Annotated in this window: 25 protein-coding genes; 21 read left to right on the forward strand and 4 right to left on the reverse strand. The window is 34.5% G+C overall.

Annotation, left to right across the window (positions count from 1 at the left end):
- Nucleotides 1-1,419: 1,419 nt before the first annotated feature.
- Together LZ578_RS02545 and LZ578_RS02550 are read right to left on the reverse strand one after the other, a co-directional pair.
- Nucleotides 1,420-1,830 (reverse strand): hypothetical protein, encoded by a 411-nt coding sequence (locus tag LZ578_RS02545; RefSeq protein WP_235145784.1) that lies wholly within the window; start codon nucleotides 1,828-1,830, stop codon nucleotides 1,420-1,422.
- A gap of 187 nt (nucleotides 1,831-2,017) precedes the next feature.
- Nucleotides 2,018-2,233 carry a hypothetical protein gene (locus LZ578_RS02550; protein WP_235145785.1) on the reverse strand — a complete coding sequence of 72 codons (216 nt, stop codon included), beginning with the start codon at nucleotides 2,231-2,233 and terminating at the stop codon, nucleotides 2,018-2,020.
- A 251-nt stretch (nucleotides 2,234-2,484) separates the two neighbouring features.
- Between LZ578_RS02550 and LZ578_RS02555 the strand changes: the two genes are divergently transcribed.
- Together LZ578_RS02555 and LZ578_RS02560 are read left to right on the forward strand one after the other, a co-directional pair.
- Nucleotides 2,485-2,790 (forward strand): hypothetical protein, encoded by a 306-nt coding sequence (locus LZ578_RS02555; protein WP_235145786.1) that lies wholly within the window; start codon nucleotides 2,485-2,487, stop codon nucleotides 2,788-2,790.
- 1 nt (nucleotide 2,791) lies between these two features.
- Nucleotides 2,792-2,998 carry a helix-turn-helix transcriptional regulator gene (locus LZ578_RS02560; RefSeq protein WP_311198588.1) on the forward strand — a complete coding sequence of 69 codons (207 nt, stop codon included), beginning with the start codon at nucleotides 2,792-2,794 and terminating at the stop codon, nucleotides 2,996-2,998.
- A 235-nt stretch (nucleotides 2,999-3,233) separates the two neighbouring features.
- Here LZ578_RS02560 and LZ578_RS02565 read toward each other — a convergent pair whose 3' ends face one another.
- Nucleotides 3,234-4,547, reverse strand: a complete 1,314-nt coding sequence (locus LZ578_RS02565) for an IS1380 family transposase (protein WP_235145788.1) — start codon at nucleotides 4,545-4,547, stop codon at nucleotides 3,234-3,236.
- Nucleotides 4,548-4,813: 266 nt separating this feature from the next.
- Here LZ578_RS02565 and LZ578_RS02570 point away from each other — a divergent pair, with 266 nt between their 5' ends.
- From LZ578_RS02570 to hisC, 14 genes are all read left to right on the forward strand, one after another.
- The gene (locus tag LZ578_RS02570; RefSeq protein ID WP_235145789.1) at nucleotides 4,814-5,104 is read left to right on the forward strand and encodes a hypothetical protein; all 291 of its coding nucleotides are present in this window, start codon (nucleotides 4,814-4,816) and stop codon (nucleotides 5,102-5,104) included.
- A 181-nt stretch (nucleotides 5,105-5,285) separates the two neighbouring features.
- Nucleotides 5,286-6,269 carry a hypothetical protein gene (locus LZ578_RS02575; RefSeq protein ID WP_235145790.1) on the forward strand — a complete coding sequence of 328 codons (984 nt, stop codon included), beginning with the start codon at nucleotides 5,286-5,288 and terminating at the stop codon, nucleotides 6,267-6,269.
- 381 nt (nucleotides 6,270-6,650) lie between these two features.
- The gene (locus tag LZ578_RS02580) at nucleotides 6,651-6,839 is read left to right on the forward strand and encodes a DUF6440 family protein (RefSeq protein ID WP_235145791.1); all 189 of its coding nucleotides are present in this window, start codon (nucleotides 6,651-6,653) and stop codon (nucleotides 6,837-6,839) included.
- Between the two features lie 312 nt (nucleotides 6,840-7,151).
- Nucleotides 7,152-7,256, forward strand: a complete 105-nt coding sequence (locus LZ578_RS12660) for a hypothetical protein (protein ID WP_396326707.1) — start codon at nucleotides 7,152-7,154, stop codon at nucleotides 7,254-7,256.
- 4 nt (nucleotides 7,257-7,260) lie between these two features.
- Entirely contained in the window at nucleotides 7,261-7,566 is a 306-nt protein-coding gene (locus LZ578_RS02590; protein ID WP_235145792.1) for a hypothetical protein, read from the forward strand.
- Between the two features lie 467 nt (nucleotides 7,567-8,033).
- The gene (locus LZ578_RS02595; RefSeq protein WP_235145793.1) at nucleotides 8,034-8,927 is read left to right on the forward strand and encodes an ABC transporter ATP-binding protein; all 894 of its coding nucleotides are present in this window, start codon (nucleotides 8,034-8,036) and stop codon (nucleotides 8,925-8,927) included.
- Nucleotides 8,924-9,781: an ABC transporter permease gene (locus LZ578_RS02600; RefSeq protein WP_235145794.1), complete on the forward strand. Its 858-nt coding sequence runs from the start codon at nucleotides 8,924-8,926 to the stop codon at nucleotides 9,779-9,781. Before LZ578_RS02595 ends, LZ578_RS02600 begins: the two co-directional genes overlap by 4 nt.
- A gap of 81 nt (nucleotides 9,782-9,862) precedes the next feature.
- A complete protein-coding gene (locus LZ578_RS02605) occupies nucleotides 9,863-10,144 on the forward strand; it encodes a hypothetical protein (protein WP_091636864.1) in 282 nt (93 codons plus the stop codon).
- Between the two features lie 123 nt (nucleotides 10,145-10,267).
- Nucleotides 10,268-10,621, forward strand: a complete 354-nt coding sequence (locus LZ578_RS02610) for a helix-turn-helix transcriptional regulator (protein ID WP_235145795.1) — start codon at nucleotides 10,268-10,270, stop codon at nucleotides 10,619-10,621.
- Nucleotides 10,622-10,854: 233 nt separating this feature from the next.
- A complete protein-coding gene (locus LZ578_RS02615; protein ID WP_235145796.1) occupies nucleotides 10,855-11,349 on the forward strand; it encodes a PH domain-containing protein in 495 nt (164 codons plus the stop codon).
- Nucleotides 11,339-12,649, forward strand: coding sequence for a PH domain-containing protein (locus tag LZ578_RS02620; RefSeq protein ID WP_235145797.1), 1,311 nt, complete (start codon nucleotides 11,339-11,341; stop codon nucleotides 12,647-12,649). The genes LZ578_RS02615 and LZ578_RS02620 overlap by 11 nt, the downstream gene beginning before the upstream one ends.
- A gap of 437 nt (nucleotides 12,650-13,086) precedes the next feature.
- Nucleotides 13,087-13,656, forward strand: a complete 570-nt coding sequence (locus LZ578_RS02625; RefSeq protein ID WP_235145798.1) for a site-specific integrase — start codon at nucleotides 13,087-13,089, stop codon at nucleotides 13,654-13,656.
- Between the two features lie 56 nt (nucleotides 13,657-13,712).
- The gene (locus LZ578_RS02630) at nucleotides 13,713-14,366 is read left to right on the forward strand and encodes a hypothetical protein (RefSeq protein ID WP_235145799.1); all 654 of its coding nucleotides are present in this window, start codon (nucleotides 13,713-13,715) and stop codon (nucleotides 14,364-14,366) included.
- A gap of 502 nt (nucleotides 14,367-14,868) precedes the next feature.
- On the forward strand, nucleotides 14,869-15,885 hold the full coding sequence (hisC, locus tag LZ578_RS02635; protein ID WP_235145800.1) for a histidinol-phosphate transaminase: 1,017 nt from the start codon (nucleotides 14,869-14,871) through the stop codon (nucleotides 15,883-15,885).
- Nucleotides 15,886-16,025: 140 nt separating this feature from the next.
- On the opposite strand, the gene LZ578_RS02640 is transcribed toward hisC, so the two are convergent.
- Entirely contained in the window at nucleotides 16,026-16,493 is a 468-nt protein-coding gene (locus LZ578_RS02640) for a RidA family protein (protein ID WP_235145801.1), read from the reverse strand.
- A 317-nt stretch (nucleotides 16,494-16,810) separates the two neighbouring features.
- Here LZ578_RS02640 and LZ578_RS02645 point away from each other — a divergent pair, with 317 nt between their 5' ends.
- The 5 genes from LZ578_RS02645 (at nucleotide 16,811) to LZ578_RS02665 (ending at nucleotide 22,529) form a co-directional block, all read left to right on the forward strand.
- The gene (locus LZ578_RS02645; protein ID WP_235145802.1) at nucleotides 16,811-17,929 is read left to right on the forward strand and encodes a hypothetical protein; all 1,119 of its coding nucleotides are present in this window, start codon (nucleotides 16,811-16,813) and stop codon (nucleotides 17,927-17,929) included.
- 208 nt (nucleotides 17,930-18,137) lie between these two features.
- Nucleotides 18,138-19,037: a phosphate acyltransferase gene (locus LZ578_RS02650; RefSeq protein WP_235145803.1), complete on the forward strand. Its 900-nt coding sequence runs from the start codon at nucleotides 18,138-18,140 to the stop codon at nucleotides 19,035-19,037.
- 27 nt (nucleotides 19,038-19,064) lie between these two features.
- On the forward strand, nucleotides 19,065-20,318 hold the full coding sequence (locus tag LZ578_RS02655; protein WP_235145804.1) for a nitrate/nitrite transporter: 1,254 nt from the start codon (nucleotides 19,065-19,067) through the stop codon (nucleotides 20,316-20,318).
- Nucleotides 20,319-20,440: 122 nt separating this feature from the next.
- A complete protein-coding gene (pdhA, locus tag LZ578_RS02660) occupies nucleotides 20,441-21,559 on the forward strand; it encodes a pyruvate dehydrogenase (acetyl-transferring) E1 component subunit alpha (RefSeq protein ID WP_235145805.1) in 1,119 nt (372 codons plus the stop codon).
- Entirely contained in the window at nucleotides 21,552-22,529 is a 978-nt protein-coding gene (locus LZ578_RS02665) for an alpha-ketoacid dehydrogenase subunit beta (RefSeq protein ID WP_235145806.1), read from the forward strand. Before pdhA ends, LZ578_RS02665 begins: the two co-directional genes overlap by 8 nt.
- Nucleotides 22,530-22,539: the final 10 nt, after the last annotated feature.

Below are 22,539 nucleotides of genomic sequence, written 5' to 3' on the forward strand. Positions count from 1 at the left end.
CAAAAAAATTCCAAGAAATAATAGTATAAGTATTGGAAAGCACAAGTATTAATATTTAATTGGTTGAAAGAATGGTAGAGAAAAGAGAGTAATTATGAGTGATCTATCTGTTAAAGATCTCTAGGAAAAGCCAGGGATTTCTAAAGAAACTGTATGATAAATTGTTATAATCTAGGGTGTAAAAATCTTATCTAATGATAGCTCTTTCCCTTCTTGGAAAATTAATACCTGATTTCCGTCAATAGAGTATGAAATCGTGTATTTCGAGGGAATGACAAAAAGAACCCTGTGGGCAAAAAGGTTCTAGATATATGATTCTAATCAATTTCATGTATCAATTATTATATTATTTAAATTTAGAGGAGGAAAAATATGATTTGGATAGGCTACACTGGGTTGGACAATAAAATTTAGCCTTGATTTAATAATCTTCTAAATATATGATTCTCTCTCTCTCTTTTTTTCATATATTCAGGAGTATAAGGTGATCTTTTTGGGATGAGAAAGGAATGAAATGCAGACCACGCTCACGTCAACCTTTAATAAAGGAAGGGGAACATAACTGTGCACCTTAAAAAATTACGCAAGACTTACTAAGCATAGTAGGTGTGTCTTTTCTATTCTATTCGTTGTTCCTTTTCTTTTGAGCAAAGGAATGATTATTGGTTCGGATTCCATTTTTCATTTTAATCATTTTTACGATATAGCGATGCAAATGAAACATGGAAATATTCAATATTTCATATCGATGTATGGCTTCCAACAATCAAGACGTACTATAAATGCGCTGTACGGTCCTCTTATAGCGTACTTTCACGGTGGACTCGTTCTTCTTAGTTGTTCGTGGTTTAATTATCAGGTATTGTCTAACTTTACTTTATTTATTTTTCATATTAATAATTGAACTATTTAATGTAATTAAATGGTGGGAAAAACATTCTAACTTACATAAAATTACGTGGAGTATGATGTTTTTTATTGTATCAAAACAATCATTTATAAGCTCTTAAAATTTTATAAAGACAAGCTGGATCAAATAGAAGAATTTACTGTTGACCTGAATTATTCATACTTCTAAATTGATGGGGAAAATTTAGAAGTATGAATAATTCAGGGATAATACAGTAAAATAAGAAATGGTTATCGATACTGATTAAATTATTTTTTAAAGTAACGATCATATCTTGCTAGTATTTTGTCGAATAGTTTGAATTTTTATTTTACTAACTTTTTAATGATCCAATATTATAGTTTGTTGAAAAGATATCACCTCTCAAATAATGAATACTTGATTTTATCTAATAGGTTATGTAATCGTGTGTTGAAAAGCGAACTGAAAAAAGAACCTTTTTAATATAAGGTTCTTTATACATGATTCTAGGCAAAATAGTGTATTAAGAATTTAAGGTAATTCTTTTACTAAAAAATTTGTTCTATTTTCTCTTTCTCTGCATTAGCATTGAAATAAAAATAATTTTTAGCACCATCCCTACCTGTCACAACAATCTGAGCAGCAGTGTCACTGAGCCATTCAATTACAATATTCTCTGAAGCCACATCTACTAACAATTCGGTCTCTATAAAGGAACTAAGCTCTGAAGAAGTTGTAACTTCTTCAATGAGTATCTCATTTGAATGGCCTCTTATTGAGATTTCAATATGGTACGTATCATCGGGAGAACCACTGCTTATTAGCATTTGTTTTTCAAAAAATGCTGCATTAATAAAGATTATAAAGGGAATGCTCAGCAAGATCATCATTGCAAGGACCATTAAAAAGAAGATACCACATCCTTGATTGGAAACCGATTCATTCTTGGGACGCTTCATATCGTCATCCTCCTTTGTCACAGATAGTGTATCATCCTTTATTTAAGAGTTTCTAAAAAATACAATCCGGTATTTTACAAAAAGTAGATCATAACAAAATAAATGCAAAAAGAACCTTAAAGAGATAAGGTTCTTTATACATGATTCTATATAATTTCGTGTATAAAAAAATTGAATTTTATTAGAATTATGAGTTATACCCAAAAATAAGGGTCATGAATAATAAATATAACGAAACTAGTATGAGGACTACTCCTAAAATAATCATCAGGAGAGCGGAACTCCCACTTTGTTTTCTTATTTTTATCCCACTAATGACAAGAACAAGTCCTCCAAGTAAGAAAATAAATTCAAATAATAAAACAGGCCACTTCATATCGAAGGTTTGTTCTAATAATTCCATGTACTCCCACTTTTATGTTTTTTTGTTAAAATAAGTATACTATAAATAATTTATGATCAGAGAAAGAGAAAATCCCGTAAGAAAATATCTTTGTCAAATCAGGATTAGAATACACGATTCTATCTAATTTCATGTATCGTTTACTATTGAATTATCTTCTTAAATATGTAAAGAACTCTTGACAGTTTTTGCTTGTATGGTAAGCTTTAAATGTCAAAAACTTTTTACATTTAAAGTTAGGAGGAATTTAATTGGATAATATTTTTTTAGGACTATTTTTCTGTTTCTTAGTGATTAGTGTCGTTTTGATTATCTTAACACTTATATCTTTACCAAAATTAGGAGATGAAAGGAAAAATCTTGTCAAAATCAAAGCACAGTCCTCTACATTTACAGTTATTATTGGATACATGATGATTGAGATGGGGGAAAATATATACAAATCGGTTTGGGGAAATGGAAATTATGAAGGAATCAATCCTTTCGTATTTCTTTTTGTCTTTTCATCTTTTTATTTACTTTCATTACTGTCTTTCAAGAAAAAGTATGGTGGGTAAAGTGGAAAATTATATCAAAGAATTAAGAAAAAAAGCAAAATTATCCCAAGAGGGACTAGCTAATGTTTGTAAAGTTTCTAGACAAACGATTAATGCTATTGAAAATGATAAATATGATCCTACTTTGCAGCTAGCCTTTAATATAGCTTCCGTTTTAGGAACAACGATTGATAAGCTTTTTGTCAATAATGAAACAATCAAAAAATAAAACTTAATCTTATTTAATTAAGTTTTTCCTGAATTATTCATACTTCTAAATTTTCCCCATCAATTTAGTGAAACCATTGGTTTCTACTTTTTTATTATTGTAATTCGAATGTGAATCGCACCATTGGTTCAAAGTTTGCTGGCGTTCAATAAACGATAGGAAAAACTTCCAGTTTTTGGGCGCACGAGCCCCTTGATATTTATTAATTTTTTAAAATTCCAGTCGCTTCTCGATTCTACCAACAAAGTTGCTGGATTTTGTCCAATAGATGGTAGAACAGGTCCTGATAAACATGGGAAGAGCTCGTTTTCAGAAACAACTTTCGACCGCTACGTACCAGCTTGCCAGCCACTTTAAAGAGACGAAGGCGCAAACTGTCTACTTGGAAGGCTGCTTCTTTCGCCGGCAAACAGAGGGTCTTCATGAAGTTGACCAAGTTGTAAGCCAAAAGGCTTACCAACATCCGAGCATGGTTTTCCAAGAAATGAGGACTATCTGTCTTATCTAAGTAAAAGCCATTCTTCGCTTCCTTGATATAATTCTCCATGGTTCCACGCTTATGGTACAGCTGAAAAATCATTTGGGTGGAAATGTTTTCCGATAGATTCGTCACTATATATTCGTGACGAAAGGTTAACTCTCCTGCTTCCCGAGTGGACTTGATGCAGACACGACGCTCTTTTGACCAACTGTTTGCTTGATGGAACGTCGAGTAGTAGTGGACTTCCTGCTGTTCCCAAGGGTGATTGTCGTCAATCGACACAAAAGATTCCGCCAGATGGGCCAATTTCCGATTCGCCTTCAGGCGAATGACGTAGTGGCTCTGGTAAGCTTCACAGGTATCGTATACTTCCGGTGTCGCAAATCCGCTATCCCCGCGCACCAGGATATCGGTGCAAGGAAGCGTGTAGGTGTAATGTTCCAGCATTGGTTCCAGAAAATCTCTCACCCCTTTGGAGGTGTAGACATTGCCAGAACGAAGTTCTGCTTTCAAGAAGTCGCCGGTCAGGCCATCAAAAGCGACCAAAGGATGATAGCCATTCGTTCCATAGTGGGCGTTAAAGTTGGTAGCCTCCTGATTCCCAAATGTATCGGAATGGGTAGAGTCCAAATCAATGATGAGCTGGGTCGAATTGCGTTTCAAGCGAACTTTGTCGATCAGTGCTTGGTTCAAGACTTGAAGTTGAGAGAGGGTCTCTTCGCTGATGCGGTCCCAAAATCGAGATAGTGAAGCTTGTGAAGCAATGGCTCCCTTATCCAGTACCAAACGGAAAATCGGATCTTCTTTCAATAGGTTGGCAGAAGAATCCGCAGGATAGCCTGCAATCAGCTGAAAAAGTAATTGCTCCAACACGGAAATATTGTCATGGAGCCAGTAGCGCCTTTTGTCGTGGAATGTTACTAGCTCCCTTGCCAGTTCCGAAAAACCAATGGCACCCATGAATTCTTTAACCAGAACTAATCCGGAATCCGTGGACAGGTTTCCACCTGTATTGGTCACCGTCATTTTTGAGTTGAAATTTACGTGTTTTTCCTGTAATGTAGCCATTGAGAGAACCCCTTTCTTTGGTTAGGTTAGACGCTTTAACCATAGCAGAATGGGGTTCTTTTTGTACACCCAAAGGGTGTCCGATCACGAAAAGAAAAACCGTATTGGAACAAGGCTTACAGAGCATTTCAGAAAATCTATGAATTATTCAGGTTAAGTTTTTTAATATATGATTCTATAACATGTCATGTATCAGAATAATAAAATAACTGACAAGGTGAGTTTGTTACACTAAAAATTGAGAGAAACTGAAAGAAAGTTAAGGAGTGATTAAAATAGATATTATTTATGAATTCATATTTTCGGGACTTACAGATACAACTCAAAATTCAAAAATTCCTAGACCTGTTCGTATTCTCGCAGCTATTTTGGTAAGTATTATATTTATAATTTCTATCCTAACTCTTGGAGTGTATGTAGTTTTTGCTGTAGATCAAGGAATGTTTAAAAGATTAATTAGTGCTTTTTTATTATTAATAATTACTGGATACTATATACATCTTTTAACAGCTATGAAAAAAACAAATAATAAAAATTTAAACAAAGACAACGATTAGCAGTAGGAGGGACAGAACAATTTTTTACCCAGTTACTACTTCTTTGTCTTTATACTGATAAAGTTTGGGATATATGATTCTATAAGATTTCATGTATCCGAAAGTACATAATGAGTTTGTAATAACAATATAAGAGTAAAACTCATAGGGATACATTTAAGAAAGAAGGAGAATCATAGATATGAATCTATCAGAAAATGAATCAAAAAATAAGAAAGTTCAAGTTTTTAATGTAGTCGTTATTTTATTAATTACACTCTTTATAGTTGGAGGGTGTTCACTACCACCTAAAAAAGATCAACAGCCACCTACAGTGCTAGAGGAAGACTTTTTGAAAAAGCTACAACAACTGGAAGGGGATTTCCTGGATATTCCTGAGTCACTTGCGGAAGAAACCGAAGCCATCGAGCAGGACGTTGTTTCCTATTCTGTAGCGAGGAATGATTTAACGAATCGTATAATCCTGACAGATGACGCAAATAACCTATCATTTGCTAAGGAACAAGAGGAACATGAACGTTTATGGCAGCTGTTTTCAACAATCATTCCTCTAGAGAATAGGAAAATGGTGAAAGAGTTCGTCCTCTTTACAGACGGACCAGACAATACACTTGGGTTGGTAGAGCCTTTGCCATCGGATACAGACCAATGGAAATTGGCGATTGACTATCAAGACACGTCAAATATAAAGGATTTCTACTATACCTTGATTCATGAGTACGGCCACTTGTTGACATTGAACCATTCTGAGGTGCCCCCGACTTCTAAAACGGTACTAGATGATGAGGAGTTTGAGGAAGCGACTGTGGCATGTAAAACATATTATGCACTTCAAGGTTGCAGCTCAAATGACTCGTATATGTATCAGTACTTCAAAAGGTTCTGGGAGGTCCGTTATGAAGAATGGCTTGAAATGGATGTGGAATCTAGTGAAGAAGCTCAGAGCGTATTTTTTGATAAGCATGCGGATGAATTCCTGACGCCTTATGCAGTGAGCCATCCGGAGGAAGATATCGCGGAGTCGTGGGTGCATTTCATTTTCACGGAAAAGCCGAAGGAACCTTTCACAATGACAGATGAAAAGATTGCATTCTTTTATAATTATCCGGAATTAGTCCAACTGAGGAAGACCATCTTGAAAAACTTGTATGAGTCGTTGAAATGAGAAACCAACTTTAATAGTTTGTATTATGGTGCCTGTCACTCATTCAAATGGTGGCTCTTCAAGTATAAGTATTGATTCCTGTCCATAGTGTAGTTCGAAATTATAAACTACTATGCAGTTATCGGGCGCGATTGTTGAATAAGTAAAATTAAGAGTGGCTGCGGGAGCTTTATTCGTAGTTTTAGGAATGATAGTTTATGTAATTTTTAAGTCCCCTATACTTTTGATAATCGGTATTTTAAGATTTATATTAATTGACATAAAAGAGTAAATTTCGTTCGTCAGTTTGTCAAAATGCTAATTGAGTCAAACTCAACTAGAATATAAATTTCAGTTATGATATTTTAATCGAATAAAAAACTTAAGAAAAGAGTTGAAAATATGAGTAAAGAAAAGAAAAAGAATAAACGCTTTGAAATCATTGAAAATCAAGGATTTGAGCCAACTTATGAAGTGATTAGAGATAATGAAACAGGCGTTTTATATATAGCATATAATTCAAATTTTGGCGTAGGTATAACTGTATTAGTTGATCAGAATGGAAAACCGTTAGTAGATAATGATTTTTAAAACACTTCATTAAATCATATCAATTAGCACATAAAAATTTAATAAATAATTTTTACTGAGTTTGTCTTAATCTCAATTAAGTAAAACCCATCCGTATCAGTAAAAACAAGTTAATATACAAAAATACCAGCCCTTTAATGTGAAGTTGACTTCACGTAAAAGGGCTGGTATAATTTATTTATTAGTAGAAACGAACAGATAGAGGTGATCACTCTTGGCAACGATTTTAAACAAAGTGAAAGAAAAAAGAACTGAAAAAAGTTAACACAAAAAGAACTTGCAGCCAAAGTAGATGTTACGAGAAGAACCATCATTTCTCTAGAAAAAGGAAGTTATACTCCCTCGTTATTGTTAGCGATGGATCTCGCAGAGGTGTTGGATATTCAAATTGAAAAATTATTTTTTAAGGAGGAATAAACAAATGAAAAAAATCTTATTTGAAACCATTGGAAACATTCTAATGATGAGTTTGTTCTCTGGAGCAACGATTGAAATTTTCTCAAAAAACGCTGAATACTCAGTTAATGGACAACTATTCTCTCCCGGAAAAGTATCTATTGCCTTTTTAATCTATCTTATTTTGTTTGGACTATCCAAATGGATATTTAGTAAAAAAATAAAGATTATTCATCAAAAGATGGCGAGTTTAGTGCTGCTGATGAAAGGGAGCGAGGCAATTCGTATTTTGCTGCAGTCGTTTCTTACAAAGCAATCATTACAAGCTTGATGATCGCTTTAATTACGTTCGTTTTTATAGAAATCACAACTAAACCTCCTTTTTATAATAGCTTCGATTTGTTTGTTTCAGGAATAATTCTGTTTACAATTGTTATATGTATTGGTTTTATTTCTTATGGAACAGCTTGGATATATAAAGATACGCGATAAACAACGATAGTTTGACATAATAAGAAATGAGTAAAACTAGTTTAATTTTAAGCATGTTTATTACTTTTGCAGCTTTTACAAGCTGGATAGGTAACTATTTATTCAAAAATCTTAAATACGTGATGAGATAATTAACAAAAAATAAAGTATTTCAGATGTTTTTTATTCTCAAGCGGTTCTCACAGCCTGGGACGATTTTAAAATAATTGCTCCTAGTAATTTTTCCTAAAAATAGAATAAGTAGTTTGATAAACACGTATACTGATTACGAAATTACTTTAGTTATCGCTTAAGGAGGGAAATTATATGTTAGAAGTTCGTAAGTTGAATAAACGTTTTGGCGATGTACAAGCCGTTAATGATCTTTCGTTCACTGTTAGAAAAGGTTCAACCTTCGCTTTCCTTGGAACAAATGGAGCTGGAAAATCGACGGTTATCCATATGTTGATTGATTTGTTACACCCAGATAGTGGGGAGATTATTTATGATGAAGGAATGCGACAAGAAGATGTAGGGGTGGTCTTTCAAAACCATCGTATGGATGATTCCTTTACGCTGGAAGAAAACTTGTTTATACGCGCTCAGCTGTATGGAATGAATAAAAAAGAGGCTCAAAAACGAGTGGAAGAATTACTTCAAGTAATGAATCTTACCGCTAAACGTCATCGCGTGTATGGTGAATGTTCAGGTGGTGAAAAAAGAAAAACAGATATTCTTCGAGCGCTCCTTCATCGTCCAAGTTTTTTAATTTTAGATGAACCGACGACTGGATTAGATGCAGAATCTCGTGAAGAGATCTGGGTCTTTTTAAAAAAATTGCAAGCAGATTTAGGGATGACTATTTTTTTAACCACTCATTACATTGAGGAAGCTGAAAATGTAGATTATGTCGTGATTATGCATGAAGGGAAAGTCGAAGTTGAAGGGACGCCGAATCAATTGCGGGTTGACTATTCAAAAACAATACTTACTCTCATTTCAAAAGATACAGAAGAGTTACTTAACTTATTAACGACTCATTCTTATCTTTTTACTAGTGAAAATAATACCTTTTTCATTGAAATACAAAATAGTAAAGAAGCTATTCCTATTTTACAGCAAACAGCTGATTTGATTATTGATTTTTCTATCACTAAAGCAAGTTTAGAACATGTATTCTTACAAGTCACTAAGCAAATAAAGAATCGGGTGAAATCATGATTCCATTGATAAAACGCCATATTAAATTATTTCTGAAGGACAAAGCGAGTGTGTTCTTTTCGTTTCTTTCTGTTTTTATTATTGTCGGATTATATATTCTCTTTCTATCAGAGAATATTGCATCAAATTTACCAGAATTTAATGGTCGAGCAGCTTTTATTTTTCTATGGATGTTTGCCGGGATTGTCGCTGTTACAACAGCAACAGCCCCACTTGGAGCACTAGGAAAGTTTATTGAAGATGAGGTAAGTAAGAAAAGCGATGATTTACTCATTACAAAAATTTCAAGGCGAACACTCGCTTATTCGTATGTCTATTATTCCTTTATTATTGGTTTTTTCTTTACTTCCTTTTTATTTATTGGGGGCTTTGTTTACACGTGGGTCAGCTTCGATCTTATTCTCCCTTTATCCATCTCACTACTTGCACTGCTCGCACTCAGTACATTCATGCATACGCTTCTTTTTTATCTAGTGACCGCACGTTTGAAAACAATGAGTGCATTTAGTGGTTTTTCTACTCTTTTCGGTGCATTAATTGGTTTTTTAGCCGGTATTTATGTGCCCATTGGGTCACTTCCTAGTTATCTACAGAAGATCGTCATTTTATTTCCAACCACACAAGTGACTGTTTTATTGCGAAACATATTAATGGACGACGTCTTAAGTCCTATACAAGCACTTTTACCGAATGAAGCGTATGAGGAGATTATTAAAACCTTAGGTGTACAATTAGCATGGGATGATCAACTGCTTTCTAGCCAGTTTTCTTGGATTTATCTACTAGCCTTTACACTGATTTTATTGGTGGTTGTTCTCGTAAAAAACAGAAGAAAAAACAACGTTTTGTCTTAATCAAAACAAATAATAGTAATAACGTGAGTTTGTCTTAATAGCAATTGAGTAAAACTGAAAGAAAGTTAAGGAGAATTTAAAATGGATTTTATTTATGAATTAATATTTTTAGGACTTACAGATACAACTCAAAATTCAAAAGTTCCTAGACCTATTCGTATTGTCGCAGCTATTTTGGTAAGTATTATATTCATAATATCTATCATAACTCTTGGAATATATGTAGTTGTTGCTGTAGATCAAGGAATACTTAAAAGATTAATTAGTGCTTTTTTGTTATTAGTAATTGCTGGATATTACATATATCTTTTAAAAGCTATTACAAAAACAAATAAGAAATATTTAAATAAGAATAATGATTAGCCCATAAACATGGATATAGTAGTTTAGCAATTGAAATTTGCTAAAAAAATTCAAGATTGCAAATTTCAATTGCTAGGATATTTCTTCAAAATATATTAATCTAAAATTAGGAGATAAATAAATATGCTAAGTGAGATTTTAAAACAAAAAAGAAAAGAATTAGGTTTAACTCAGCAATATGTTGCAGATCATTTAAATGTGACACGACAAACTGTATCAAATTGGGAGATTGAAAAAAGTTATCCAGATATTCCAACCTTGATAATGGTTAGTGAATTTTATCAATTATCTTTAGATTATATGTTAAAGAGAGATGTCAATCTAATGGAAAAAATCGAAAAAGATACAAATGAATTAAAAAAATATCAAAAAACAAAAGAGATTTTAAAAATGATTTGTTATGGGTTACTCATCGTAGCTTTTTTCTATTTAGCTGGATATGCAATTGGTAAAGGTTGGGCTCACTATACTCTATAAATTACCTAGATTCTACGTCAGTACTTCAAAAAGCATAATCAAAGCCTTGATAAATATGCGTTCCTTCGAAATTCAGCTTTCACCCATTGGGTGAAAGAAAAGTGCTCAAAAATATGTTAAATTATCAGCTTTTATGGTTTTGGCTTGAATTGAAGCAAGCGGTGTTGTAACCTTATCAAGGTATAGAATTATATAGATAAGCCCTAATTAAGAAATTTACAAGGAGTGAGTATATGGAATATCCTTTACTAAAAAATCAATTACCATCATCAATTAAAAAAGTCTGGAAGAAGACCAGCATTATCACTTTTGTTATTGCCTCTATTATAGGCCTTGTCAGTTTAGGTGTGTTTTTCTATTTTGAAAACTTGACAAGGTTTTGGCAGTGGCTTATCGGTATTTATTTCGCAATCGTTCTTATTATATTTTTATTGAATTTTTTCCTGATTGCATATCGATATAATTATTTTCGATATGAAATGACCGAAAAAGAAATCATTTTCCAAAAAGGCTTTATTTTCCGATCGATTACATCTGTTCCTTTTTCAAGGATACAACATATCGAGACGGAGCAAGGACCTCTTTTAAGACAGGAGCAATTAATGGAACTAATTATCCATACCGCAGCAACAAACCACCAGATTGCTGGTTTATCCATGAAAGAAGCACAACAGCTTCGTCAGAGTCTCCTCGTTAAAGTAGAGGAGGTAACAGAAGATGACAACTAAACGTCAGCGATTTCATCCTTCGGTGATTTTAGTTTATTTTATTAGAAATATACGCAGCTGGATATTTCTTATTTTCCTACTTTTCATTAACAATAACAGCTTTTTCTATAATGCATTAGCTCTAGGTGGAATAGTTCTTTTTGTCTTGATCACCAGTTTAGTGAAGTATTTTACGCATACGTACCAAATTTCCCCAGAAAGAATTATTGTTTATAGGGGACTTCTTAAAAAACGGGAAACCGATATCTCCTATGATCGTATTCAGACAATCAAGCAACGCCAATGGTTTTTCTTTAAACCTTTTAATGTAGTAGAAGTGCTAATTGAAACGGCAAGTACCTCACCAGGTGAAGCTGAAGCTTCTTTAAGTGCAGTTGACCACTCACTAGTAGATACGATTGAACAGTATCGAAATAAAGAGTATAGTCATGAAAATACCGAAGAGAATGAGCAAGGAGTTGAAAAAAATAAGATTCACTTTGCTCTTTCTAATAAGGATATTACCCTTTACGCTCTTACAGATGCTAAAGCCATTTTAATTTTGCTTGGAATATTCACGTTTATAACAGAATGGATTCCTGAAGAAATGTTTACTGAAGTAGGTACTGTAGTGGATTATTTTCAAGGATTTCTCATCATCTTTTTATTTTTATTTGTACTTTTTGCTATAGCATTATTATCTTTGGCGAAAAATTTCATCAAGTTTTATCGCTTCCAGTCATCATTAAAGAATGAGACACTTATCTTAGAATATGGATTATTTGAACGAAAAGTGCAGACGATTCCACTAAGTAAAATCCAAGGGATTCGATTGCATAAACAACTGGTTCGCGCACTATTTAATCGCTCATCTGTTGAATTAATTATTATGGGTGGGCAAGAAAAAGAAGAGCAGGGATTGAGCTCAGTATATTTGTTTCCTCTGATTCACAATGCACAAGTTTATGAGGAATTGGCAAACTTTTTGCCGAATATACCATTACAAAAACCACTGATTCAAAAGGTATCTCAAAAACGTCTATGGTATTTCTGGCGATGGAAACTGCTTATAGGAATACCAGGGATTGTCATTGGTTTTAATGTCAACTTACTTTTGGGAATTGGATTATCAATTGTTCTGATTGTTGTTTTGTTGCTTGCTTTAAAAGCAACGCATACGCAAGGTTATACGATTGAGGATAGACGCATATTGGTGTTACAACAATTTCAGGGTCTTTCAACCATCCAACTATTTATTGCTCAAAAGAATATTCAGGCCTTTGTCCAATCCACATCACTTTGGCTTGAAAAAAGCAATTAGGCCATTTGAAAGTGGCATTTAAAGAAGGGGAGCTCCCTAAAGAAAGTGGATTGAAATTTATAGCCAAAAGCGATGCAGAAACTATCCATAGAGGGTTCTGGAATTCTACGATATAAATCGTGTGACCAAAAAAAGACAAGCCTAATCGATGGGCTTGTCTTTTTTAATTGCTCTTAAAATTAAAAATAATCCTTATGAGAGCTTTCTCATTTTCTTAAAGGTTTTACGCTCTAGTAAGAAATGCATAATTACTTATTCGGTTGAAAAGAATTTGTCTTAAATGCAAATATGACAAACTCACACCCTTAACCCAAACCCCCTAACCGCAACGTTTCCGCCGCTTTTTGGCCGGGTCGTTGTTTTTTTGTCGGTTTTGAGTTACCGTTATCTATTTTTATGATAGACTTATGACAAACTAAACGAAAGCAGGCGATTCCATGAAAAATGTCGATCCGATCCGGGATCCCCGGAAGATCCAAGCCATGAAAACCTACTTGAAAGGGAAGTCGCCACGGGACGCTGCCTTGTTTGTGGTGGGGATCAATGTGGCGCTGCGCATTACCGATCTCTTGAACGTGCGCTGGCGGGACGTCCTGGACGACAAACAGCACTTTAAGCCCTTGACCCTGGTGGAACAGAAAACCGGTAAAGAGCGGCGTATTCACCTCAACAAGCCGAGTCAAAAAGCCTTGCGCGACTTACAGAGCAACTTACCGGCCGTTTCCCTGGACGACTACCTGTTTCAGTCGCGCGAAGGCCATCAGAAGCCCCTCTCAAGGCAGCAAGCCCTGGTCATCCTGAAAGAAGCCGCGCAGGCGGTCGGAATCAAAGATAATATCGGGACGCACAGCTTACGGAAAACCTGGGGCTATCATGCCTGGAAAAACGGCTTCAGTCCTGCGTTGATTATGGAAACCCTCAATCACAGCAACCTGGCCGTCACCAAACGCTATCTGGGGATCCGTCAGGACGATATCAATGATTTGTATGGGCAGTTAAATCTTTAGGTAAAAACATACTGTCAGATGTTTAAAATATCTTTACCCAAAGAAAGGATAAGAAAATGTTTTTTTTCGAAACAAGTAAATTATTTTTTGACAAAAATAGCCGTAAAGATTTATTGGGATTGATTGTAGGATTAGTAGCTATCTTTACATTTGCAAACGTGATGATGCCAGATTGGCCGTTTATTTTCTTTATAGCAGCTATGATGTTTTCAAGTGCAGTGTATCGCTTTGTCATGGTAGATGAGATGTTTGTAAAAAATGACAATGACATATTGAAAAGAGATAATGTAGTAGATTTTGTGATCAGTAAAAATTCTTTTGTTTTATTCTTTTCCACTGCCTTATTTCTATTAGTCATTATTATCAGCAGTATGTTTGATAATTCCTTCTTAAGCTTTAATTCTTTAGTAAAAATATTGACGTACAATCTTTTTATTTTAGGTTCTGACAATATCATTTATATATTACATAATAAGCCAGTTGAAGGCTATGCGAGTGGGTTCAAGAGAGATGAAATGGACGATATACGTATTGGGTTCAAAAATTTTGTAGACCAATTGCCTTCTTTGATTATGATCCTAATATTTGTCATTTTGTTTTTCATACTGGATTTTGAACCAAGCATATATTATTCGATTTATTACTATATGGTGTGCGTAGTAACATTGACGTATTTTATGAAGTTAAAGTTATCAAAAATAGATAAATGAAAAATTTTTCTATAGTCATAACTCAAGAGTATTGACTACGATTCTTAGGTGCAATAAAAACAAGACGTGAGATGTTGTCATAATTTATAGTCAAAAGTGAGAGTAAAAAAATGGAATATGGCTATGCACAGGTGGGGTAACCGTCATCAGGATTTAGAAGGACAGCTTCGTCAGTTGGAAAAAGAACGATGTGATAAAATTTTCTTTGAAAAATAACCGGAACAAAAAGTGACCATTCAGAATTCCAAAAATTGTTACAAAAAATTTAAACTGATCACAATTGGTAGGTAAAAATACATAGATAATGAGAGATATATTGAAATTAAAAAGAGATGCTTTTATTTTGAAAAAATGCCTCTTTTAATTGGTGTCATAATCAATAAAATTGAACTTACGCTAGCCAATTCCTGTTAGATACGCTAAAGTGTTACCTAACAACAAAAATTTCTTTGTAAAATAGGGTGAACATAAACTCAAAAGGTGCGAATGGAGGAACGATAAGATGGAAAAATATCTAAGAGAAGAGATAAAAAGTCTCGTTGCTTATGAAGTTATTGATAGAGATTACAAGGTTAAATTAGATGCAAATGAAGGAATCGAATGGATAAAAGGTCTAAATCGTTATCCAGGGGATCGTAGCGATGAGCTTAGAGAAGAACTAGCCGAACAATTAGGAAGAAATAAAGATGAAATTCTACTTGGTAATGGATCTAGTGAGTTGATTGAGCTAGTAATGAAAGCCTATTTAGAAGCTGGCGAAACGGTTGCTAGTTTTTCACCGACTTTTAGTATGTATAGAAACTTTACTATTATGCATAAAGGGAAATACGTAGGGTATCCGCTAGAAAACATGAAAAAATTGAATGTAGATGGTTTTGTTGAGTTTGTTCATGAGGAAAAAGCGAAAATCGTTATTTTGACAAATCCTAATAATCCAACGGGTTTACTTATTCCCAAAGAAGATATTGTAAAAATAATCAAATCAGTAGATGCGATGGTTATATTGGATGAAGCTTATATTGAATTTTCTGATGGTCCTCAAAATGAAACAATGGAGGAATTTGAAAATCTAATCATTTTAAGAACATTCTCTAAAGCAATGAGTTTAGCTGGAATCAGATTAGGCTACATGGTATCGAATGAAAAAAATATAGAATATATTAATCGAGTGAGATCTCCTTTTAACGTTAATATGTTAACGCAAGAAATGGGTTTAAAGGCTCTTAAAAACAGAGAAACAACTAGTAAAAATATCGAGATTATTAAAAAAGAAAGAGAAAGAATGAGAGAGTTTTTACAAGGAAAAGGAATAGAACCTTTTTCTTCAGCAGCAAACTTCTTATTTTTTACAACTTCAAAAGAAATATTTCATGCGTTAGAAGATAGTGCCGTATTGATTAAAGGTTTTTCAGGAGAATTAGAAGGATACTATCGACTTACCATTGGTACACCTGAAGAAAATAATAGCGTGATAAAAGTAATAGAAGAAGTACAAAATAAGAACAACGAATATAAATAAATATAAAAAGTAAAAAATCCTACACTGGTAAATCTCCATCCAGTGTAGGATTTTTTATAAATAGATGTAAACATTCTAAAATAAAAGACAGACTTAGGATAAAAACGCCAAGTCTACCTTTTATTTAAAACTTAAAAATATTATTTTGCTTTAACTTTCACAATCATTTCTACTTCAAGGGGGAGGTTCCATGGCAAAACGCTAGTACCTATAGCTGATCTTGCATGCTTTCCTTTTTCTCCAAATACTTCGACAAATAGCTCCGAGGCTCCATTTATAACTGCTGGATGTTCAAAGAAATCATTTGAACTAGCAACAATTCCAAATAATTTGACGATTTGTTCTACGTTATCCAAATCTCCGACAGCTTTTTTTAATTGGCTTAATAGTAACAATCCGGCTTGACGTGCTCCATCATAACCTTCTTCTATCGTAAAATCTTTCCCTAAAATCCCTTGCATAGTAGGTTTTCCGTCCTTCATAGGACTAGCTCCTGAAAAATACAGCATATCATCGACTTTTTGAACAACTACATAGCTAGCCATTGCCTCTGGTGCATTTGGTAATTCAATGCCTAGTTCTTCCAATCTCTTTTCAATTTTACCCATAACTTCTATCTCCTCCTATTTTTTGTTTACAATTTATATCTAGTGAATATAATTAAAAAACTAGTTAAAATAGTGTCTCATGCTATCCTTTTACGTATATCCATTTAATGGTAATCACTCTCCAAAAGAAAGAAAGGGTTTTCATTCATGAGTATACAGGATACTAAAAATTAAAAACATCAAAACTCATAAAAATTAATCTATAGCTATATAAGATTTTTCTATTTGAATAGAGAGAAAAGTACGAGTACCATTTAATTGTAAGCGTTTTAAATAATAGGTTTATATAATAAATAAGTAAGAATGGAGGAATTGTAATGAAAAATAAAAAAAGGGGGCTACCTGTATTTGTGGGTATTGCCAGTGTTTGGTTTGGTACACATGCTGGCCCCGCCGCCGCTGCCGGTACTTTCGCAGCAACCTATTTTAGTAAATATGGTAAATGGGGTTTATTTACACCTTTATTAACTGTATTCCTCATGGCATCTTGTGTTTACTATGGTATAGAATATTCTAGAATTAAAGGAATTGATAACTTTAGTGATTTTACTAAATCATTCTTTGATCCATTTGGAGCTTTATTTTCAGGATTTTTTGAAATTACTTATGTAGCGGGAGTTTTATTAGCTTTAGCTGCTGGAATTGCAACAGCTGCCAGTATTATAACTGAATATACAGGCATTCCGTACGCTTTTTCAGCTCTTTTAATCGTTGGAATATCGATTATTCTTTCTGTTCTTGGAGAGGAGCTAGTGCGTGCCTCTAGTACCATAATGACTGTTTTTATAGTGCTATCCTTAGCAACTATTTCAATAGCTGGTCTTCTTTCATCTAATTCCAGTTTTATAGGTGAATGGCAAACCACATCATTTAGTGATTTTTCTTTTCTACAAGCAATTAAATCGGCATTTATCTATGCAGGTGTTTTAACAGCAGGAATTGTAGGAAACTCTATCTCTGTTTCTTCAGGACTAAAAGATCAAAAAGATTCCCTTAAATCTGTTTCGCTAGGTTATGTAATGAATGTGTTCTTAATCTTATCCGTAGCTGTATTATTGTTCGCTTATCCGCAATATGTAGGGACAACCTTACCAAACTATTTAGTGGTAGAAGATTTAGGTTCATCCATATTTTTATTAGCATATGTTGTGCTGGTAGTATTAGCAGTTTTATCAACCATTGTAACGTATTCCTATAGTGTTGCTGGAAGGTATTCAAAGTATGTACCTATGAAAGAAGGAGTAGGAAGAAACTTAGTAACGATTCTTATTCTTTTTGCAATTACTTATTTTATTTCTTTAGTAGGTTTATCTGCGATTATTGGTAAAGGATACACATATCTAGGCTATGCAGCAATCCCATCTGTCATCCTACCCATTATGATTCTAGGTCATCATAAAACTAAAAAAGCAATCGAGGAAATGAAACTTAAATAATCTTTGAAAGGAAGAAGAGAAAATTTCTTGTTCCTTTTTTTGTATGTGTTATTAAATTTTAGTTTAAAAAATACAATACCATTGAAATGGAAGCGTTTAATATAATCTATAGGGTCATCAAAACTACCTATTATTCACTTGTGAAGGAAGGTGATAAGATACAGATGTAGAGCGCTTACTTCAAAAAAGAATAGAAAGGAAAGATGAAATGTTAAAAGACTTCAAAGATTTAATCGAAGAAGTAAAAGCAACTGGAATACATACAGTCAGTGTGGCAGCAGCGGAAGACAAAGAACTTCTATTGGCAGTCAAAGAAGCAATGGATCTTGGGTTTGTCAAACCTATACTAGTAGGGAATGAAGAAGAAATAAGGAAAATAGTAAAAGAAATCGGTATGGATGAGGTTGAAATCATCAATAGCCCAACTCCGGAAGAGTCAGCTACCCTTGCAGTAAAACTAGTGAAAGATCAAAGAGCTAGCGTCTTGATGAAAGGATTAGTAAATACTAGTGTTTACATGCGTGCGATTCTAAATCGTGAGAATGGCCTACGAACGGGAAAACTTATTAGTTTAATGGCTGTTTACCAATTACCTGGTTATCATAAACTTCTCTACTGTACAGATAGTGGTGTAAATGTGGCTCCTAATTTAGAGCAGAAGAAAGATATCTTATCTAATGCCTTAGAAGCGATGAAACGAATAGGTGTGGAAGAACCTAAAGTAGCTGTTTTAGCAGCAAATGAAATGGTAGATCCTAAAATCCCAGCTACTGTAGATGCACAAGGTCTAGTCGATTACGTAAAAAGTGGAGAAGCACCTTCTTGTACGATTGAAGGACCTATCGCATTTGATGTTGCTTTCGATCAAACGGCAGCACTCCATAAAGGCATTGATAGTAAAGTTTCAGGAGATGTTGATTTACTCGTATTTCCAAATATTGAAACGGGGAATATTCTTGGTAAATCTTGGCTGCATTTTAATCGAGCAAAATGGGCTGGAATCGTTTTAGGTGCTTCCAATCCAATTATCTTAGGATCCCGTTCTGATACGGCAGAAATCAAAATAAATTCAATTGCACTCGCTTGTTTAGCAGCAAAAAATTCATAATAAATAATAATAAAAGGTGATGAAATCATGAAAAAAAATCCAAAGCTTTTCCTAACCATCTTTTTCTTTGGTACTGCGTATGCTTTACAATATGCACTACCATTCATTCAGTACGTACTTTATAATCCCTTAGTTGCTACGTTAGATGTTACAAACGCTCAGCTAGGTGTATTGATTGCTATCTTTGGAATTGGAAATATTGTAGGAGCTCCTATTGGCGGTTGGTTTGCGGATCGCTTCAGCTATAAAACCATTTATATTATATCCATGTTCGGAACTTCGGCACTTAGTTTCTTATTCGCTTTTAACTTGAATTATCAATTTGCTGTTTATATCTGGATTGGTTTAGCAGTTTCTGCACTTTTTGCATTCTATCCTTCCCATATCAAAGCAGTTCGTATGCTAGGAGATGAAGAAAGCCAAGGAAAAATCTTTGGACTTAGTGAATCAGCTTCAGGAATTGGGAGCGTAATTGTTAACTCTTTAGCTCTGTTCTTGTTTGGAAGAGCAGCTACAGAAGCATTAGGTCTTCAAGCAGCTATTATTGGGTACGGTGTTGCTTCCTTATTAGTAGGAATTGTTCTTTACTTCTTGATGGAATCTCCTGCTGAAAATGAAAATGTTGACGAAGACGCGGAAGAACGTATCGGCCTGAAAGACTATTGGATTGTATTGAAATTTCCAGGAACGTGGCTTGCGGGTATGGCAATCTTTGTTACTTACACTTTATACACAACATTAACTTACTTTACTCCTTACTTTACAGATGTATTAGGCGTTACGGTTGCCTTCTCTGGAGGATTAGCAATTGTTCGTACATACTTGTTACGTTTTGTAGGAGCTCCAATTGGAGGATACATTGGAGATAGAATTCACTCGGTAACGAAGGTATTAGGAATTTCTTTCCTGGCGTCTGCCATTATCATTCTTGCATTCCTAGGATTACCTGCAACGACAAGCACGACAATCATTATTATCTTAACACTGTTAATTTCTACCTTCACTTTTATGGCTCGTGGAAACATGTTTGCTGTGCCAGCGGAAGTTAAATCACCAACTAAATATGCTGCAATGACTGCTGGGATTACTTGTGCAATCGGTTTTGCTCCTGACTTATTCCAATTTACGATGTATGGATCTTGGTTGGATAATTATGGTAATGACGGGTACCGATACATCTTCATTTATGCAGTAGTGATCTTAGTAGTTGGAATTATCAACTCCATTTTGACTCTTATGTATAAAAAGCATCAAGCAAAACAAGAAATAATCTCAAAATAAAAAGCCGCTAAAATAAGTTGATAACTCTATCAAAAGAACCTATTATTCAAATAAAAATATCGTGACAAGCTCAATGTTGAAAACGTTCCATAAAAAAATATATAGATGAGAGGGCTGTTATTATGGCTAAGAAAACAAAACAAATTTTAGACTTTGATGCAATCGTTAAAGGCTATGAAGAATCCTTTCCAATGTATCAAGTTTTAAATGAATTAGGAGAAATTGTGAATGAGGACTTGGATCCTAAACTATCTGATGAAGATTTGGTTCAGCTAATGAAAAACATGGTATGGGCTAGAACGTATGACCAACGAGTAACCATGTTAAACCGCCAAGGAGCACTTGGAAACTACGCACCAATGGGCGGTCAGGAAGCCAGTGAGATTGCACCTCAGTTTGCAACACGCAAAGGGGACTTTTTTGCAGGAACGTATCGTGACTTAATTCCTTTGATTTTCCATGGGCTTCCTATTTTCCAGGCCTTCTTATATTACAAAGGTCACTATAAAGCAAATCAGTATGAGCCAGATTTTCAAGGATATGTACCACAAGTAATTGTTGGTGGGCATGTTACCAATGCAATGGGAGTTGCGGTTGGGTATCAGAAAAAAGGTAAAAAGAATATTGTACTTTCTTATAATGGGGATGGAGCTACTTCTCAAGGAGATTTCTATGAAGGATTAAACTTCGCTGGTGTTTACAAGGCACCTTTCATTGCCATCATCCAAAATAATGGATATGGAATTTCCGTTCCAGTTGATAGACAAACAAATGCTAAAGTTCTTGCACAAAAAGCTGTAGGTGTTGGAATTCCGGGTGTACAAGTAGACGGTATGGATCCACTTGCTATGTATGCAGTAACTGCAAAAGCTCGTGAATATGCTCTTGCAGGAAATGGTCCTGTTCTTATTGATGCGATTACTTATCGTTTCGGGCCTCACTCTATGTCAGATGATCCAACTCGTTACCGTACAAATGAAGAATTAACTGAATGGGAACAAAAAGATCCACTAATCAGAATGCGTATTTACTTAGAGAAAAAAGGCATTTGGACAGAGGAAATGGAAGAAGAAGTAATTGAAGGATGCAAGAGTGAAATCAAAGAAACGGTTCAAAAAATTGGACATGTTGAAAAAATGAAAGTATCTGAACTTTTAGGTTTCATGTATGAAGATGCTCCTCAAAATATTAAAGAACAGATTGCTGAGTATAAAGCAAAGGAGATGTCCGAGAATGAGTGAAAAAACAATCGTACAAGCTATTACAGAAGCACTAGATTATAAATTAGAAACAGATCCGGATACACTAATTTATGGAGAAGACGTAGGTGGAAACGGTGGAGTTTTCCGTGTTACCGACGGATTGCAAACTAAATATGGTGAGGAACGAGTATTTGATACTCCGTTAGCAGAATCAGGAATTATCGGAATGACAGTTGGTTTAGCTACAGCAGGATTACGTCCTCTTCCAGAAATTCAGTTTTCAGGTTTCTTCTTGGAAGCCATTTCTCCTTTGATCGCTCAAATGTCCCGTATGCGATATCGTTATGGTGGAACAAGAAGTATGCCTGTAACGATTCGTGCTCCTTATGGTGGTGGAGTTCATACACCAGAATTACACTCAGATAGTTTAGAAGGATTGTTCTCACAAATTCCTGGTATCCGTGTAGTCATTCCAAGTAACCCTTATGATGCGAAAGGTTTGTTGATTTCGGCAATTGAAAGTAACGATCCTGTTATCTTCTTAGAACACTTAAAATTATATCGTTCTGTAAGAGCGGAAGTTCCAGATGAGGCATATAGAGTACCACTAGATAAAGCCGCTATTACAAGAGAAGGTTCAGATGTAACCGTTATTGGATATGGTTTGATGGTTCATGAAGCCTTAAAAGCAGCTGAAATGTTAGAAGAAGATCATATTTCTGTTGAAGTAGTTGACTTGAGAACAGTCTCCCCAGTGGATTATGAAACTATTGTAGAATCTGTTAAGAAAACAGGTCGCTGTGTCGTTGTTCAAGAAGCACAACGTCAAGCTGGAACAGCAGGAAAAGTAGTTTCTGAAGTTGCAGAGAGAGCATTTATGTACTTAGAAGCACCAGTATCTCGTGTAACGGCACCTGACTCTGTTTATCCATTTATTTCTGCAGAAGAAGTATGGCTTCCAAATGCAAAAGACATTGCTAACAAAGTAAAAGAAGTTTACAACTTCTAAGATTGAATTA

This window comes from Jeotgalibaca sp. MA1X17-3 (assembly GCF_021513155.1).
In the GTDB taxonomy this organism is placed as follows: Bacteria; Bacillota; Bacilli; order Lactobacillales; family Aerococcaceae; genus Jeotgalibaca.